Genomic DNA, 16,184 nt, shown 5'->3' on the forward strand with positions numbered 1-16,184 from the left:
TGCTGGGATGAAATGCGTTTTTAACCACGAAACACACGAAATGACACGAAAGAATTCAGGAGAGCGGGAAGAACCGTTGAACAAAACCATTTTCGTCCCTTAACTCTTCCCCGTCTTTTGCATTTCTAATTTCGTGCTTTTCGTGTGTTTCGTGGTAAATCTCCCCGCATTCCGAACCCAACACAGACTGAAAGTTACTTTCCTTCCGACTTCTTCTCCAACTGCGACCAACCCCAGCGATACAGATTCCGCGAGTCAACGTACCGCGAATCACTCGACGGGGCGCCGAGCACCACGACGATCAGCGAATCATCGCCCCGCTTCGCACTCGACACCAAGCAAGCACCGGCCGCATCGGTGGTGCCGGTCTTCACGCCGTCGTAGCCTTCGATCTTCAGCAGGTTGTTCGTATTCTTCCAGAGCACGTTCCGCTCGTACCCGCCGGGGCCGGTGACGGTGGCGCCATGCTGCGGCGTAGAGACGACCTTTTGCAGAATCGGAATCTGCTTCACCGCGATCGCCAGCTTCGCCAAATCGGCCGCGCTCGCCTTATGCTCTTTGTCAGTCAGGCCGTGCGTGTTGGTGAAGTGGCTATGCTCCATTCGCAACTCCTTCGCGGCGGCGTTCATGGCCTTGATGAACGCACCGTAGGCCTCCTTCGCCGATTCTTTCTTGCCGGCCTTGCCGTCGCCGTCCGGCGCCGCGCGTGAGCCAAAGTGCTCGGCGAACGCCACCGACGCATCGTTCCCCGACGGCAACATCAGCCCGTAGAGCAACTCTTCGACCGTGACGACCTCGCCTACCCGCAAATCGGAAGTCGAGCCAATCGTCTCGTCGGCCCGCTTCGAGAAGGTGAGCTTTTCCTTCAACACCTCAGGATGCTTTTCAGCCAACTTGCCGACGAGGTACGCCGTCATCATCTTCGTCGTGCTGGCGATATCGACCGGCTTCTCTTCGTTAAAGCCCCACAGCACTTCGCCCGTCTTGCCGTCGGCAATCGCCCAAACCCGACAGCCGACGATCGGCGGACCATCGAGCGACTCTGCGTTAGCCTTCTTAAAAACCTCCGCATTGGCGATAGCCGGCTCCGGCGCCTTCGGGCCCTCTTCCACCAACGGGCCGAGGGCTTCCCAAGTCTCTGGTCCGACAACGCCCGTCGGCTTCAGATTCTTCGCCTTTTGAAACGCGGTAACGGCCGTCTCGGTCATCGCGCCGAAATCGCCGTCGGCATCAAGCTCAGGCGACGGCTTCAGTTGTTCGTTCAAGGTTCGCTGCAGCGACGCGACGAGCGGCCCGGCGGAGCCCTTCTTCAGCATGTTGGAATCTGATTTGGCCCCCTCGGTGTAGTAGCGATAAACCGCCTGAGCGATCTTGCTGCACAGCACGTCCCCTTCGTTGTTGGGGCTCCAGCTTTGGTCCTTGTTCTCATTGGTCATCACGCACATCGCGATCGGACCGCCGCTGGGGAGTTCCATCAGTCCAGCATCCGTCCGCACCAGCTCCGTGGCGCCCGTCTTGTGCGCGAACTTCACGTCGGGCAGGTACCGCGGGAACGTCGACTTATCGGCACAGGCGTAAAGATTCGTCAGCATCTTTTCGCTGGCCTCTTTGCTGACAAGCTCCTTCTTCCACAGCTTCTCAAGCAGCGACACCATATCGGCCGGCGTCGTGCTACCCAGGCCGTACTTCACGCTCCGCTCAGGGAACAGCGACGAAGGTCGATTGAACGTGTATGAATGGAGCTTCGTCTCCGGATAGCCGAGCTTCTCCATCAGCTTCGCGGTCTTGTCGAGGCCGACCTTCTTCGCGACGAGATTCGTCGCCGTGTTGTCGGAATAGACGATCATCAGTCGGATCGCGTCGCGGAGCGGCATCTTGGCGCCGCCGGAGAAGTGAGCCGTCAGCACCCCCGAGCCGGGCACCTTGTCCTTCTCGTCGAGTTCGACGATCGCTTCGGGCGCGACGTTCCCCTCTTCGAACTCCTGGAACGACGCGATCATCAGCGGGAACTTGATCAGGCTCGCCGTCGGCATCGTCTTGTCGGCGTGATATTCGAAGGTCTCGCCCGTGGCGAGATCCTTGATCTTCACGGCAACGTCGCCCCGGTGGGCGTCGATCAGCGGTTGCACCACGTCGGCCAGATCTTCGGCCGGGGCCGTCGCAGGAAGCAGCAGAAGCAGACAAGCCACAGCGCTAACGAAGCATCGCATCGGAGTTCCTCGCAGGTCCAAAGGAATCTCGACGGATCGCCGCCCAGGGCATTCGTCATGCCTGTCGCCGCGTCCGTCGTGCCGCCGACGTACTATCGAATTGTGGGGAGCGTCGCCTTAGCTCGCGGTGAGCTGAGCGCCTGTCCCGTTCGCCGCCGGGTAGATGCAGTTGCCGTGATCGACGACGACGCCGGTCGCGATGTCGCTCGCCAGGAGCGCCGCGCCGTCCATGTCGACGTAGTCGAGCAGTGGCAGAAGTTGGCCGATCGCCGAGATGCCGACCGTCGACTCGGTCATGCAGCCGACCATCGTTTTCAGGCCAAGCTGCCGAGCTTCCGTCACCATCCGTCGGCCCGGCGTCAGGCCGCCGCACTTGGTCAGCTTGACGTTGACTCCGTGGAAGTGACCCACGCAGCGTTTGACGTCGGCTTCGCAGATGCAGCTTTCGTCTGCAATGATCGGCAAGGCCGACTTCTCGTAAACGCGTTTGACTTCGCTCCACTGGTCGGCCGGCAACGGCTGCTCAATGAATTCGACGTTCAGCTTGGCAAGTTCGTGCGAGTACTCGATCGCCTGATCGGCGGTCCAGCCGCAGTTGGCGTCGACGCGGAACACCGCGTCGGTATGCTTGCGCAGCTCGCGCATGATGTCGAGGTCGTACTTCGTGCCAAGCTTGATCTTGTAGATCGGCCAGCCCGGCATCTCGAGTAGCTTCTTCACCATCACCTCGACCGTGTCGATGCCAATGGTGAAATTCGACTGCGGAATGCGGTCGGTCGTCAGGCCCCACAACTTGTAAACCGGGGCGCCTTGCTGCTTGCCCCACAGGTCGTTCGCCGCCTGATCGAGCGCGCACTGGGCGAACGGGTTTCCCTTCAGCAGGGGCCACGTCTTGTCCCACAGCTTCTCGGGATCGAGCGGCTCGGCCGATTCGACGATCGAGCGCACCGACTCCAGCGACTCCCGCATCAGCTCGAGCGTGGCGCCGTAGTACTTGTTCGTCGTCGCCTCGCCGAAGCCGCGATGAACGCCGTCGGTCAGTTCCACGATCAGCGTCGGCTGAACGCTCGTCGATTCGCGAGCGATCGAGAACACATGCCGCAGCGGCAACTGGAAGTCGTAGGTCTTCAGCGTGATCATGGCGTCCCGTCAGTCGTCCAAAATGAAAGCCACCGGCTCCGCCGGTGGACGAACTATCGCCAGACTCGTCTAGTACTGCGTCCACCGGCAGAGCCGGTGGCTTTCAAAGCGACTAGCGAGCCTTCGCTCGCTCCGCACGCAGCGCGAACACCGCCTCGACCAACTCGTCCGAACCGTGGCGAATAACGTCGCACACGGGCACGCCGAGTTCCTTGCGAACCTTTTCGCGTTCGGCTTCCGCCTGCTCGTTGTTCAGCAGGCGGCTGTTCATCGCCACGCCGATCACCTTCGACGGCCCCATCAGGTTCGCCATCACCTCGTAGACTTCGACGAGCTTGGCAAGCGGCGTCAGCTCGATGTACTCCATGCCGTGCATCGCGGGGCGAGCCGCTTCGTAGCACATCACCATGCCGTGCGGAGCGCAGCCATGGAGCAAGCCCAAGGTCACAGCCGAGTATTTCGGGTGAACCAAGCTCCCCTGCCCTTCGATGAACAGCATCTCGTGGTGCTGGTGGGCGAGGATCTGCTTCTCGATGGCGCCGTTGACGAAGTCGGCGACGACGCAGTCGATCGGCACGCCGTCCCCTTCGATCATAATGCCGGTTTGACCGCTGGCAACGAACTTCGCATCGACGCCGCGGGCCTTCACGGCATTAGTCAGTTCGATCGCGGCGAGCATCTTGCCGACGCAGCAGTCTTGGCCGACCGTGTGAATGCGGAGGCACTCCTCGCGGATGTTGAGGCGGTGAGCGACCTCGTGTTCGTCGTTCTTGCGAACGTCGATGATTTTGCCGCCACCCTTCGCCGCCGCGGCGACGAAGGCGGGGTCGTTCGAGATGAACTCGTGCAGACCGGAAACGACGTCCATCCCCTGGTTGAGGGCGTCGAGAATGATCGCCTTCCACGCCGGCGGGATGCGGCCGCCCGACGGAGCGATGCCGATCATCAGTCCATTGGCGCCTTTGCACTCGGCCAGCGTGGCCACAACCGGCGTGTTGCCGCCGACGCCAAGCAATTCTTGCGTGGTGCGGCCGGCTTGGGTGCTGTCGATCAGCGCCACGACCTCCTCCGGACGGTAACGCAGAACGCTCGAGGCCGTCTTCCCGGTAACCGGTTCCGTATACCCCTCGGTGAGAATCGCCAAACGACGTCCGCTCTGTTCCACTGCCACGAAGGCCTCGCTCTCTGGTAACGCTGGTTTTACGAAATACGTTTGCGCGAAGGGGAGCATCGCTCCCCCGTTTGCGCTAACCGAATTGAGTGTAGTAGGGCCGCTGCCGGCGGGAAAGGTACGCAGTGCGCAAGGCGAATCAATTTTCGCGCAAGCCGCCGCTTCCGGCCGCCGTTTTCCGGGAAATTAAGCCTCCAGCAACCGCTCGACGAGCGCCGCCTGCGATACCGGCACATCGCTGAACGTACAAATTTGCACGGGCGCCTCGGCCAGCGGGTCCAAACCTTGCGGCGCCCCAAGACAGGCGATCACCGTCGGCCGTTTAGCCACCAGCTCCGCCAGCCAATCGCGGAGCCGCGGTGGCAGCCCAAACCGATGCCACGCTGCTGGCTTCACCACGAACGCCGCCAGCAACTGGTCGGCCTTGGCCGCGAGGTCTGCGATCCGCGCGAGTTCTGCGTCGCTCGGCTCGGCGCCGAGTTCGAAGTAGTCGACCTGCGGAAACTTCTCTGCCAACATCTTTCCCAGCGGCGGCGCCTCGGCGTTCGACGGCAGCGGGAACGGATTCACCAGCACCGCGCAAAGCGACTTCTCTGGCTTGAACGGCAACAACCCGCCCTCGTTGCGCGGCGTCACCGTCGCGCGGCGGGCAATGTCGAGCGCCATCGACTCGGTGAGCCGGCGATTTTCCGCCACGTCGAACTCGGGCATCGGCTGGCCGTTGAACGCAACGTTCTTCAGTTGCAGTACGCGGCCGAGGGCTTCGTCGACGCGGGCTACGCTCAGTTTGCCGGCCGCGACCGCTGCCTCAAGCGCCGCCAACGTGCCGACCGGATCAGCCACGTCGAGCAGAATGTCGATCCCAGCGTTCACCGCCTTGAGCGCGAGCTCGCCTTCGTTGGCGCACCCGACCTTCACCCCTTCCATCAGCAAGCTGTCGCTCACGACGGCACCCTGGAAGTTCAACTCCCCGCGCAGTACGTCGGTAAGAATCGGCTTCGACAACGTCGCCGCTTCGCCGGCCGGGTCGAGCGCCGGGTAACGCACGTGGGCCGACATAATGAGCGGCACGCCCGCGGCGATCGATGATTGGAACGGCGGGAACTCCCGCGCCGTCATCTCCTCGCGCGTCGCGTCGACCGTCGGCAGCGCGTGATGCGAATCTTCGTGCGTGTTGCCATGGCCGGGGAAATGCTTCGCCGTCGACAAGAACCCGGCGGCGCCGCAGCCGCGCACGAACTCTGCGGCCAACTCCGCGGCTCGCGTCGAATCGGCGGCAAACGCCCGCGTCGAAATGATCGGATTGCGCGGATCGGAATTCACGTCGGCCACCGGCCCGAACGTAATGTGCACGCCCGCCGCCCGCGACGTTTGCCCTGTTAGCTCCGCGAACTTGAAGACAGCTTCCCCCGCCCCGCCCCCGAGCGCATCGAATGCCATCGCATGCGGGAACAGCGGGTAGCCCCGCAATTGCTGCCCGGCGCCACGCTCCAAGTCGGACGACACGAGCAGCGGATAACGGCTCTGCTGCTGCAACCGCGCGAGCGTCGCCGGCGTGGCGGCATAGCTGCCGTTGAATACGATGAGGCCGCCAATCGGGCATTCCGTCAGCAACTGTGCGACGCGGGCTTCGTCCTCTTCCACCGTTTTCACTGGCGGCAGGTTCGAGCCGATCCGCACAAACATCAACTGCGCGAGTTTTTCGCGCAGCGTTGCGTCGGCGGGAAACTGAAATACTTGCTTACTCGCGGTCACGCCGCTTCCTCCCTCTTTTTCTTACCGAAATCGCCGTCGAGCGGAATGAACGCCACGCTCGCAAAACTGGGGATTGTGCAGAGCATCACCCAGATAAAGAAATTCTGATAGCCGATCAAACCCTGCAACCAGCCGCTCCACATGCCGGGAATTAGCATCCCCAGCGCCATGAAGCCAGTACAAAGCGCGTAGTGAACGGTCTGATGCTCGCCCCGCGCGATGTAGATGCAGTACAGCATGTACGCCGTGAAGCCGAAGCCGTAGCCAAACTGCTCAATCCCAATGGCGGCCGTGATCACCCAATGGTTGTCGGGCTGGATGAGCGCGAGCAGCAAGATCGCGATGTTCGGCAAATGAATCGCCAGCGCCATCGGCCAAAGCCAGCGTTTCAGCCCCCCCTTCGCAGCCGCCATGCCGCCGACGATTCCGCCCAACGTCAACATCGCGATGCCGACCGTGCCGTACACGAATCCCAACTCGCCCGTCGTGAGGGCCAAGCCCCCCTTCTCGCGAGAGTCGATAAGGAAGGGTGAAGCAAGTTTCATCAATTGCGCTTCAGGCAATCGGTACAGCAGCAAGAAGGCCAGCAATGCGAGAATCCGCGGCTTGCGGAAGAACGAAATGAACGGCTCAAGAAAACCAATCGCCGCGTTTTCTTCAGAACCTTTCACTGGAACGTCGCCAGCCGGCCGCGGCAACACCACATAGTGGTAGAGGCAAAGCCCGCCGAACACCGCCGCCGCAATTCCGAGCGCCGTCATCCAGGCCAGCGTGATGTTGCCAGACCGAATCTCGAACTCCGCCGCCGACGGCAGATCCAGCTTGTCCTCAACCTGAATCACCGCCGCAAACGGCTCATCGCAGTTCTTGGCCGTAAGGACGAACCGCTCCCCCTCGATCACCTTGAAGCCCGGGTCTCCTTCCGAGAGACCAAACTGAACGACAAGCTCTTCGCCGGGAGGCACCGGATTCGCCAGCTTCATCAGCACCGGGGCGGCGTCGCCCGCGCGAGCTAACGCGTCAGGATCGGGCTTCGGCGGACCGAATCGCTCTTCGATCCAAGCCTCAAGCCCAGCCACCACCCCAGTGGGCGGCGGTGCGTCCGCCGCTTTCTTCTTATCCTCAAGCGAGGCGTTGTAGAACCCATGCTCCACGTTCCAGCGCCGCACTTGCATCGCCAGCGCTTCAACGTCTTCCAGCTTTTGATTGCCGAGGCTCAGTTCGACGCGATCGTTCAGCACGACGATGCCGGCCTGGCCCGACGCTTGCAATCCATTCTCGCTCGGCGCGAACACGATCGTACTCGCCGCCTTGTCGACGGCAGACGCATGAATGGGCACCGTCGGCAGCCCGGTGCTCGATTCCAAACTCCCCGCCAGCATCACCAATACGCCAGATCCGGTGATCACCGCCAAGCGAAACGCCGTGCTGCGAATCCCGACAAACCACGCCTGCTCATGGCTCGATAGCGCCAGCAAATACAAACCGTCGGCGGCGACGTCATGCGTCGCCGACGCCAACGCGACGAACGCCAACAACGCCATCAGGTAGGTCACCCAACTTTCCAACGGCAGCGTTGCCGCCGCGCCGCCCAACCCGATGGCCACTAACAACTGCATCGCCACCGTCCACGCGCGACGCGTGCCGAAACGCTGGACGATGGGGCTCCACAGCGGCTTCAACACCCACGGCAGGCCGAGGATGCTCGAATAGAATGCGATCTGCGCATTCTCCAACCCCAGCCGCTTCAGCATGACAACCGAAACGCCGGTCACGACGATATTCGGAATCCCCTGCGCGAAATAAAGACTCGGCACCCAAGCCCAGGGGCTGCGCGTTCGTTCGGCGTTGGGAGTCGGCGAATCCACCAGCGGCTATTTCACCTCCGCGCGAACCACCTCGCCCTCGCGGCCGAGGCGCGTCACCGCCGACACCGCAACTTCTTCTGGCGACGCATCGCCCACGGCTTCGATCACCGGGCTCGTCTCGCGGCCGGGGACGATCTTCGTCGCCCACGTGTCGCCCGTGCGGGTGCGCACCACCCACAGCCACGGCGCCTTGCCGTCGCTCGACTTCAGGTTAATCGCCACGCCCTTAGCATTCTTCTTGGCCGTCACCTCCGGCTTAGCCGGCATCTCTTCGCCCAGCCACGGCGACGCGGGCACGAGCGCCTGCTCCTTATACAACCCATCTTCCAGCTTCTCCGTCAGCCCATCGCGGTTGTCGAAGATGCACTTGATGCTGAAGAAGACGTTGCCCGGACCATCCTTCACGATCTCGCGCGTGATCTCGATCTGCTGGAGCAATTCTTCAGCCGGCCACGCATTGCGAGCCGGCGTCACGTCGGCCGACTTGCGAACGCTGTGCGCCCCGTTGCCTGGCCACAGATGGCGATGCTTCGTGTTTTCGCTCTCCCACCATTCGAGCAGCTTCGGATAGCTCTGCGCTCCTTCGACCTGCCAATACAGCTGCGGCGTGAAGTAATCGACCCAACCTTCATTGAGCCACTTCTTCGCATCGGCATACAGGACCGAGTACTGATCAAGCCCCGCGATTCCCTCGGGATGCCCCGGCCGCCAAATGCCGAACGGGCTGATACCCACCAGCACCCACGGCTTCTCTTTCTTCACCGCTTTGTACATTTCTTCGACGAGGCGATCGCAATTGTTGCGGCGCCAATCGTCCTTCGACATCTTCGGCTTGGCCGCCGCCTCGCCGTGGGCGCCCTCTTCGCCATGAGCGGGAGCTTCGGCGTGAGCAGCTTCCTCGCCATGCGCGGGTTCCTCAGCATGCGCAGCTTCCTCTGCGCCATGAGCGGCCTCTTCTCCATGCGCGTCGGCTTCCTCGCCATGAGCAGCCGCTTCGCCATGCCCTGCTTCGGCGCCATGGCCCCCTTCGCCGTGCGCCCCTTCGGCTTCCAACGCCGCCATCGCGCGAGCGTAGCTGTCGTCGTCGGGGAACGGCAACGGCTTGCCGTGCTCGTCGTTGATCGGATACGGATAGAAATAGTCGTCGATGTGGACGCCGTCGATGTCGTACCGCTTCACCACGTCGGTCACGACGTCGATAAACCGCTTCAGCGCCTCCGGCTCGCCCGGATCAAACCACAGGAAGTTACCATACTCGCGCACGATCTCCGGGTACGAACGGCTCACATGGGCCGGCGTCGGCTCGCTCTTTGCATCGGTATTGCGCACGCGATACGGATTGAACCATACGTGCAGTTGCAGCCCCCGCTTGTGGGCCTCGTCGACCGCAAACTTCAGCGGATCGTAAAACGGCTTCGGCGGCTGGCCCATCTCACCCGACAAATACTCCGACCACGGTTCAATCCGCGACGCGTAGAGCGAGTCGGCCGACGGGCGAATCTGCAAGATGACGGCGTTGAGGTTGAGCGCGACCGACTTATCAAGCAGCGCGATCAGTTCTTGCTTCTGCTTCTCGGTCGACAATCCCTTCTTCGAAGGCCAGTCGATGTTGGCGACCGACGCAATCCACGCCGCGCGAAACTCCCGCGGCGCCGCCGGAACCTCGTCCGCCCGCACTGCCGCCGCGTTCCCGCCCAGCGCCGCGACAACCGCGAGCGCCGCCAGCCAACCTATCGTTCGATGAATCATCGACAAATCTCTCCCATTAGTTCCTGCACTCGCATGCGATCCGCATTCGCAGCGTAGAAAGGCCATCATATCACGCATGCATCGCGACGGTCAGTCGGCCGCCGCATGCGCACGCCGCTCACGCATTTGCGAACGCGCCCGCAAGTTACCGCAACCCGCATAGCCGCCACTGCTCACTGACAAAAAAAAAGCCGCCCGAGCCATGTGCTCGAGCGGCTGTTGCGTTATCTACCTAATCGTTAGTCGCGAGCCGAAAACTAAGCGTTCTTGCGACCAGCGGCCACCAACCCAATCATTCCCAGCGCAGCCAAGGCCAGCGTAGCAGGCTCCGGCACCGCCTTGATGAATTCCAAACGCATGTTATCCACGAAGAATTCCGTGTTGGCGTTGGAAAGCCCCGACCCAATGGCAATGTTATCGTACTGCCGAATCGACGCGGCCGTGCCGATGTTGGAAACGCGCTCAGCCAACACATTGTTGACGTAGAACGCGAAGTCCGTGCTCAAGCCGTCGTCCGTGCTGAGGATGACCTTCAGATTCTGCCAGCCCTGGACGCGGCCCCCGGTGCCAAAGTCGTTGAGCTTGAAGAAGATGCCGGCGCCCCCGACCGACTCCGTGGCCCCGCCGTCTGGATCGGCCGTCGTCGGAACCGTGTAGCCCAAAATCCGGGCCATGTACGACTGACCGCCGCTATTGGCGCCGGTCTGGTTATTGTTGAAGCCCATCGCGATGAGCTGATTCGTTCCCGTCGGCCCCGTCGTATCTTGCAGGGTGACGAAGTTTCTAGCCGGCACGCCCGTCGGCGTTGCATCGTAGTAGTCGAAGCTCCAGACCAACTGATCCCCAATGCCGAGCGCTGGCGTGTCGGCGAAGGTCAGGCGATTGCGGTACTGAGCGTTCGTCCCCGTGCCCGGCCCTTGCACAGACTTCGTCGGGCTGGAGGCTTGTGCGGTCGACAAGACGCCGCTGACGGGAGCGGTCGTTCCAATCGGAGCCCAAACGGCTTCGAAGGCGGCTTGATTGGCGTAGCCGTCGAAATTGTCGTTGACGATCAACGCCGCGGATGAATCGGCCGCGAGGCCGACGGTCGCCAGCGTGGCGACCGCGAAGAGTTTCGCGAACTGGGTAACCTTCATTAGTCTCCCCTCCTGCTGATGTGGTTCAGCGCTGCAGAATCGATAAAAGGACAAGTGAGTAAATTAATCGCCCGCGGCTCTGTTCCGCCACTGTGCAGTCTATTTGCGGTTTTCCGCGGCCTCAAGGATTTACGCGCAGCATTTTCACTGTTTTGCGCACGCTGGTCGCTTAGAAACAGCTGCGGACGCTCAGGGCATTTTTATGTCGTGCGTTTGCGCATCGCCGGTCGCCTGCAAAGTCAGGCCTGATGTTTCGAAGCGTGCATAACTTTCAGGAACAGGGCGAGGCGGCAGTATCGGCAGTGGATCACCTTCTTTCCAGCCGGCCGGCATCGGCGATGGAGCGTCGACGCGAATCCGATACTCCCCGGCCGGCAAGCTAAGCGAATAAGTGCCATCGGCCGCAATCGGCCCCCCAATGGCGGGCGATCCCGCTTTGGAAAATGCAACCATACCTACGGTAACCGGAGCATTGTTGTACGTCACAACGCCCGACACGACCCCGCCGCCGCTCGCACCACATCCGAACGTGCTCAATAGCGAGCCTACCGCGAACATCGAGAGGCAAACGTAGGACGACCGCAACGGCAGCTGTTTGAAACTATTCACTGACGACTTCCTCGCCATTACGCGACGCCATGCTTGTATAGAGCACTGGATCAGTGCCGTCAGTCAAGAAAGACACGCTTGCATCAGCGCGGGCAAAAAGCGCACCGCCCGAGTGAAAACTCTGGAACGGAAGATCATTAAAACCGATCGTCTTCATACTCGCCGGAACTGCACCGGGCCGATCGGTGCTGTCGTCGTGCGAGACGTAGTAGCCAGTAGAAGCCAGATTTGCATTCGGCGGATAACGACTATCAATATTCTTGCACGACGTCGAACTCGCTTGCGCTGGAACTTGAGGAGGAGCCTTTTCTTGCCCCATTCCAGTTGCGCTGCCGGTATAAGCCGCTGAATGATAAGCCCCAAAGGGCCAAGCGCGCACTTGATACCATCGCTCACCGACCATCAAGGTATTGCTGGTTCCGTCGGATATATGCGAAGCCTTCACTTTGCTACCAGGAAATAAAATGCCGTCGATGTTGATCGTTGAAACGCAATCAACCGCCATGTACTTAGTATCGGTGTAGGTGGTCGGGCACGTTACGGATGGGTTCCTGGACTTAAACGATCCAGCAATTCCGCTGTAATTGGACGCCTTCAATTCGGGAGCGAATTTATCAACGGCCTCGGATGCGTTGTCGCTAGGGCAGCTGAAAATTACTACGCCTTTGAGACCTTCAACAACAGCTTTTGCAGCAGCATCCCCGGCGTTGGCCTTCGCGCGGATGTCGTAAAAATCCGCTTCCGTAGTCGCCGACGTTCTATACGAGGCCAGCAGTGTTGCAGCATTCGACCCTAACGTCCCCTGCTCCATGTACGGCAGAATTTCCATCTGCCAGCTATTGCCGTTGTACCCGGTTTTGCGAGCGTTGACTGAGCCAGGCGGATAAACCTTGCGTGCTGACTCATAATTAAGTGCTGCAAGGCCGATATTCTTGAGATTGTTTTGGCAACTCGATCGGCGAGCCGCCTCGCGCGCGGCCTGAACAGCCGGCAGCAGCAGCGCGACCAGCACGCCGATGATCGCGATGACCACCAGTAATTCGACGAGCGTGAAAGCTCGACGGGAAACGGCGCACTGCGGAGTCAGGGAGCCTCGCTGAATCATGTCAGCTTCCTTTGGGGCAAGGGTGAAGAGGCCGGATGAATGAAAAGTAACCAAGAACGGGCCTTCCTCATTTCTTAATTCTAGGCAGACCCGCAACCGGAACAACGAAAAATGTGCGCAGCTCTTTCACGCATTCGCGCATCCAACCTACGGTCGCCCGCGGTGCCTAAGCGCCCCCGCAAGCAACCATTCAATAACAGACCACAAAGGACAAATTAAGCGCCGCACGCCGCCCCCCTAGCCCCGGGCTCCGCCCGGGGGTAACTCTCAATTCCGCTTGAGATCGCCGCACGCACAGTCACCCCCGCACGAAGCCCAGGGCCAAATCACCGCCTCGCACCCGTGAATAAAAAACCGCACGCTGCTCAACGCAGCGTGCGGTTAGAAAGCTTTTCACGCGCGAAGATCGCACGATCATTTGTTACTTACGACGACGAGCGGCCGCCAGCGTGCCAACGAGAGCGACGCCAGCCAGAGCGATCGTCGTCGGCTCGGGAACCGCCGACACGGCGCCAACGACCGGCGTCGGATCGGTACCGAACTGCGTCTTCCAGATCGCCAAGTCGGCGTCGTTCACCGCCGTATCGTTGTTTGCATCGCCCGTGGTCGCACTGCCCGCGACGCCGAAGCCGCGCTGCCAAATCAGGAAGTCCTTGCCGTCAACGATGTTGTCGTTGTTGAAGTCCGCATTATTCACCGGCGGGGTGACGCCGCCGCTGACGGAGATGTTGAAATTATCGATGTAAGCGACTCTCGTCGACGTCACGCCCGAACCAAGACGAACCGTGTCTAGTTCTCGAAGAACCGTACCAACGTCGCTCACCCGTTCGGCCAGTACGTTGTCTACGTAAAAAGCGTAGTCGGTGCCGATTCCGTTGTCGCTGGAAATGTCGACGCGCAGGTTGTGCCACCCCACGCTTCGCAGCCCCACGCCAAAGTCATTCAATTTGAAGAACTGCCCTGCCGCGAGGCCCCCCTTTTCATTAGGGCCGCCGTCTGGGTCGATGCCGGTCGGATTCAACGTGGCGTCGGAAGGCGCGAAGCCTAGAATGCGGGCCATGTAGTAGTTGCCGCCGCTATCGCCGCCAGTCTGATTGTTGTTCAAGCCCAACGCGACGAGTTGATTCGTCGAGGTTGGCGCCGCTCCGACTTGCAGGTTGTTGTATTGGCGGTACGGCGAACTCGCCGAGTCGGAATCGTAGAAGTCAAAGCTGTAGCTGATGATGTTCGTCGTCGACGGAACTCCCAGCCCCGCCACCGTCTTGCCGTTGCGAGCCACCACTAACGGCATGCCGATCATATTGGGACCGGAAACAGGAGCGAATCCAGTGTCCGCTTGGGTTTGCAAGAACGTCGACGCCAGCGGATCCGCAGCCACAACTGGCCACGCGGCTTCAAACTCGGCCTGGGTCGTGTAGCTGTCGAAGTTGTCGAATAGCTTGACCGTTTGAGCAGCAGCCGGGCTCACCAGCGCCGTGGCGAGCAATAGTCCGAGTCCAAATCGAGCAGCCATTATCCCAAACCCTCCGAGAACCTGTTGTGTAACCTTGGTCGGCGTTGATGAGCGTCTGCAGTCGAGTCCCGGCGGCGGCCCCGCGGCGGACGAGAAAAAGTATGCGAGGCGCCTGAAGCACGAGCGCACTTTTCCTACGGAAACTGTTTGGCCCTACTCCTCATCTTAATGAGGACCTGCGGGAACGCGCATGGATCGGTGCGTTATTTTTTCTCGCTTTGGCGCAGCAGGCGCGAATAGATAACAGCACGCCGCCGTCAAAATAGTATGACAAAAGCCCCAAAAACGCCGACTCGACGGGCTAAATCCAGACGTTTTTAGCCACAACCACCCGACGCACTCCGCACCGCGAAGGCCTCGCCCGCGAAAGCCTACGCAGGTGGCAGAAAATCGCTTGCCCCAAACCGCGTCCAGTCTGCTAAGGTGAACAAAAGGCCACATGGCGATGAGCAACGGCGATGGGCGCTCGATGAAGACCGCGGTCCGGGCAACTGTGCTCCGAGCAACTGTGCAGCGATCAAGGCAGGCGATCACCGCCTGCCGACCAGAGGCCGTCGCAAGCACTTGCCGCCGCCGCGACCAAAAGTCACCGAAGAATTCGACGTAAACCGCCGCAAAGCAAGAACTTGCGATTTATGTCGCCAAAAACGCGACACGCGACATAATTCGCCGCGACTAAATAGCTGCCCCGGCCAACTCATTGAGGCGCGAGGGATCTATCCGCGTTCATCGGCGGTCACTTCCCCGCGTTAGCTGCGAGTGAGCTGCTTCCGATAAGCCAGCGGCGTTTTCCCGAACCGTTTGCGGAACGCGACGCCGAACCGCGTCCCGTTGGCAAACCCGCACGCTGAGGCGATTTCGCCGATCGACATGTCGGTGCGAGCCAGCAGTTCGCGCCCTTTGTCGAGCCGGACGCGGCGGATTTCCTCAGCCGGGCTGCGGCCGAGATAACGGCGGAACTGGATTTCGAGGCTCCGGCGCGAAACCGGCACCTCGTGGAGAATATCTTTGACGACAATGTCCTGAAACGCCCGCTGCTGGATGAAACGGAGCGCTCGAACGACCGTATCGTCGTCGATCGCCAGAATGTCGGTCGACTGCCGACTGATCACGCCGTGGGGCGGAATCTTGATCGGCTGCGTCGGCGGACGTTCGCCGTTCATCATTCGGTCGAGAGCGGCAGCCGCTTCGTACCCGATGCGGCGACCAGCCAGCGCAACGCTGGAGAGAGGAGGCGTGCAAACTTCGCACATCAAGTCATCGGTATCGCCGGCGAGAATCGCGATCTGGTCGGGGACGCGAATCCCCGCCATGTAGCAGATTTCCGCCAGTTGCCGCCCACGCTGGGCGTCGACGGTAAAGATCGCCATCGGTCGCGGCAGCGAGTTCAGCCAGCGGCTCACGCGGCGTTGCTGCTCCTCCCAGCCGAGCTTGCGGCCGACGCGATAGCCAGGTTTGTATTCGTGGCACTCGAGCCCCGAACGCCGCACGAGTTGAATGAACTCTTCGCCCCGCTTGACGGAGTAACGATGATTCGGCGGAGCAAAGTAAGCAAACTTTTCGAACCCGCGATCGCGCAAATGGTGAAACGCGAGGTGCGCGCGTTCGGAATCGTCGGTGATCACGTCGCACACGCCGGGGAGGCCTTCGAACAGCGTGTCGACGTTGACGATGGGTACTTTACGCTTGCGAACCTGATCGACCTGCAACCGATTGCCGAAGCGGGCGATCACGCCGTCACCGTTCCACAAGTCGGGGAGCGCGGAGCGCTGGTCGTGATCTTGGGGATCGAGGAGGAGGTTCCAGTGGCCGTGGTTTTGCGAGTAGTCGGCGATGCCGCGGATAACGCTGCATCCCCAGCTATCGTCGGTTTCCACAAGGACGGCGACTTGGCGAGTCTTGGGGCGTGAATCCATGCTCAGGAATTC

General features: G+C 61.1%; 11 protein-coding genes. All 11 read right to left on the minus strand.

Translation table 11 applies throughout. The features are described 5' to 3' along the window. Positions 1–194 precede the first annotated feature (194 nt). Positions 195–2,210: a serine hydrolase gene (locus tag PLANPX_RS20675; protein WP_152100561.1), complete on the minus strand. Its 2,016-nt coding sequence runs from the start codon at positions 2,208–2,210 to the stop codon at positions 195–197. Between the two features lie 117 nt (positions 2,211–2,327). Then, positions 2,328–3,350 (minus strand): dipeptide epimerase, encoded by a 1,023-nt coding sequence (locus PLANPX_RS20680; RefSeq protein WP_152100562.1) that lies wholly within the window; start codon positions 3,348–3,350, stop codon positions 2,328–2,330. A gap of 112 nt (positions 3,351–3,462) precedes the next feature. Beyond that, positions 3,463–4,521 (minus strand): DUF1611 domain-containing protein, encoded by a 1,059-nt coding sequence (locus tag PLANPX_RS20685; protein ID WP_232536206.1) that lies wholly within the window; start codon positions 4,519–4,521, stop codon positions 3,463–3,465. 186 nt (positions 4,522–4,707) lie between these two features. Next, a complete protein-coding gene (locus PLANPX_RS20690; protein ID WP_152100564.1) occupies positions 4,708–6,276 on the minus strand; it encodes a glycoside hydrolase family 3 protein in 1,569 nt (522 codons plus the stop codon). Next, a complete protein-coding gene (locus PLANPX_RS20695) occupies positions 6,273–8,144 on the minus strand; it encodes an MFS transporter (RefSeq protein ID WP_152100565.1) in 1,872 nt (623 codons plus the stop codon). Before PLANPX_RS20695 ends, PLANPX_RS20690 begins: the two co-directional genes overlap by 4 nt. A gap of 6 nt (positions 8,145–8,150) precedes the next feature. Continuing rightward, positions 8,151–9,893, minus strand: a complete 1,743-nt coding sequence (locus tag PLANPX_RS20700) for a glycoside hydrolase family 10 protein (protein WP_152100566.1) — start codon at positions 9,891–9,893, stop codon at positions 8,151–8,153. A 257-nt stretch (positions 9,894–10,150) separates the two neighbouring features. After that, positions 10,151–11,029 (minus strand): PEP-CTERM sorting domain-containing protein, encoded by an 879-nt coding sequence (locus PLANPX_RS20705; protein ID WP_152100567.1) that lies wholly within the window; start codon positions 11,027–11,029, stop codon positions 10,151–10,153. A gap of 189 nt (positions 11,030–11,218) precedes the next feature. Further along, positions 11,219–11,638, minus strand: coding sequence for a hypothetical protein (locus PLANPX_RS20710; RefSeq protein WP_152100568.1), 420 nt, complete (start codon positions 11,636–11,638; stop codon positions 11,219–11,221). Next, entirely contained in the window at positions 11,631–12,743 is a 1,113-nt protein-coding gene (locus tag PLANPX_RS20715) for a DUF1559 domain-containing protein (protein ID WP_152100569.1), read from the minus strand. The genes PLANPX_RS20710 and PLANPX_RS20715 overlap by 8 nt, the downstream gene beginning before the upstream one ends. A 421-nt stretch (positions 12,744–13,164) precedes the next feature. Then, the gene (locus tag PLANPX_RS20720) at positions 13,165–14,256 is read right to left on the minus strand and encodes a PEP-CTERM sorting domain-containing protein (protein WP_152100570.1); all 1,092 of its coding nucleotides are present in this window, start codon (positions 14,254–14,256) and stop codon (positions 13,165–13,167) included. Positions 14,257–15,005: 749 nt separating this feature from the next. Then, entirely contained in the window at positions 15,006–16,172 is a 1,167-nt protein-coding gene (locus PLANPX_RS20725) for a xylose operon transcription regulator XylR (protein ID WP_152100571.1), read from the minus strand. Between the last annotated feature and the right edge of the window lie 12 nt (positions 16,173–16,184).

This window comes from Lacipirellula parvula, from assembly GCF_009177095.1.
In the GTDB taxonomy this organism is placed as follows: Bacteria; Planctomycetota; Planctomycetia; order Pirellulales; family Lacipirellulaceae; genus Lacipirellula; species Lacipirellula parvula.

Excerpts from the sequence above, each read along its gene's own strand:
- PLANPX_RS20675 (WP_152100561.1), bottom strand. The coding sequence starts at position 2,210 with ATGCGATGCTTCGTTAGCGCTGTGGCTTGTCTGCTTCTGCTGCTTCCT.
- PLANPX_RS20680 (WP_152100562.1), bottom strand. The coding sequence starts at position 3,350 with ATGATCACGCTGAAGACCTACGACTTCCAGTTGCCGCTGCGGCATGTG.
- PLANPX_RS20700 (WP_152100566.1), bottom strand. The coding sequence starts at position 9,893 with ATGATTCATCGAACGATAGGTTGGCTGGCGGCGCTCGCGGTTGTCGCG.
- PLANPX_RS20705 (WP_152100567.1), bottom strand. The coding sequence starts at position 11,029 with ATGAAGGTTACCCAGTTCGCGAAACTCTTCGCGGTCGCCACGCTGGCG.
- PLANPX_RS20715 (WP_152100569.1), bottom strand. The coding sequence starts at position 12,743 with ATGATTCAGCGAGGCTCCCTGACTCCGCAGTGCGCCGTTTCCCGTCGA.
- PLANPX_RS20720 (WP_152100570.1), bottom strand. The coding sequence starts at position 14,256 with ATGGCTGCTCGATTTGGACTCGGACTATTGCTCGCCACGGCGCTGGTG.
- PLANPX_RS20725 (WP_152100571.1), bottom strand. The coding sequence starts at position 16,172 with ATGGATTCACGCCCCAAGACTCGCCAAGTCGCCGTCCTTGTGGAAACC.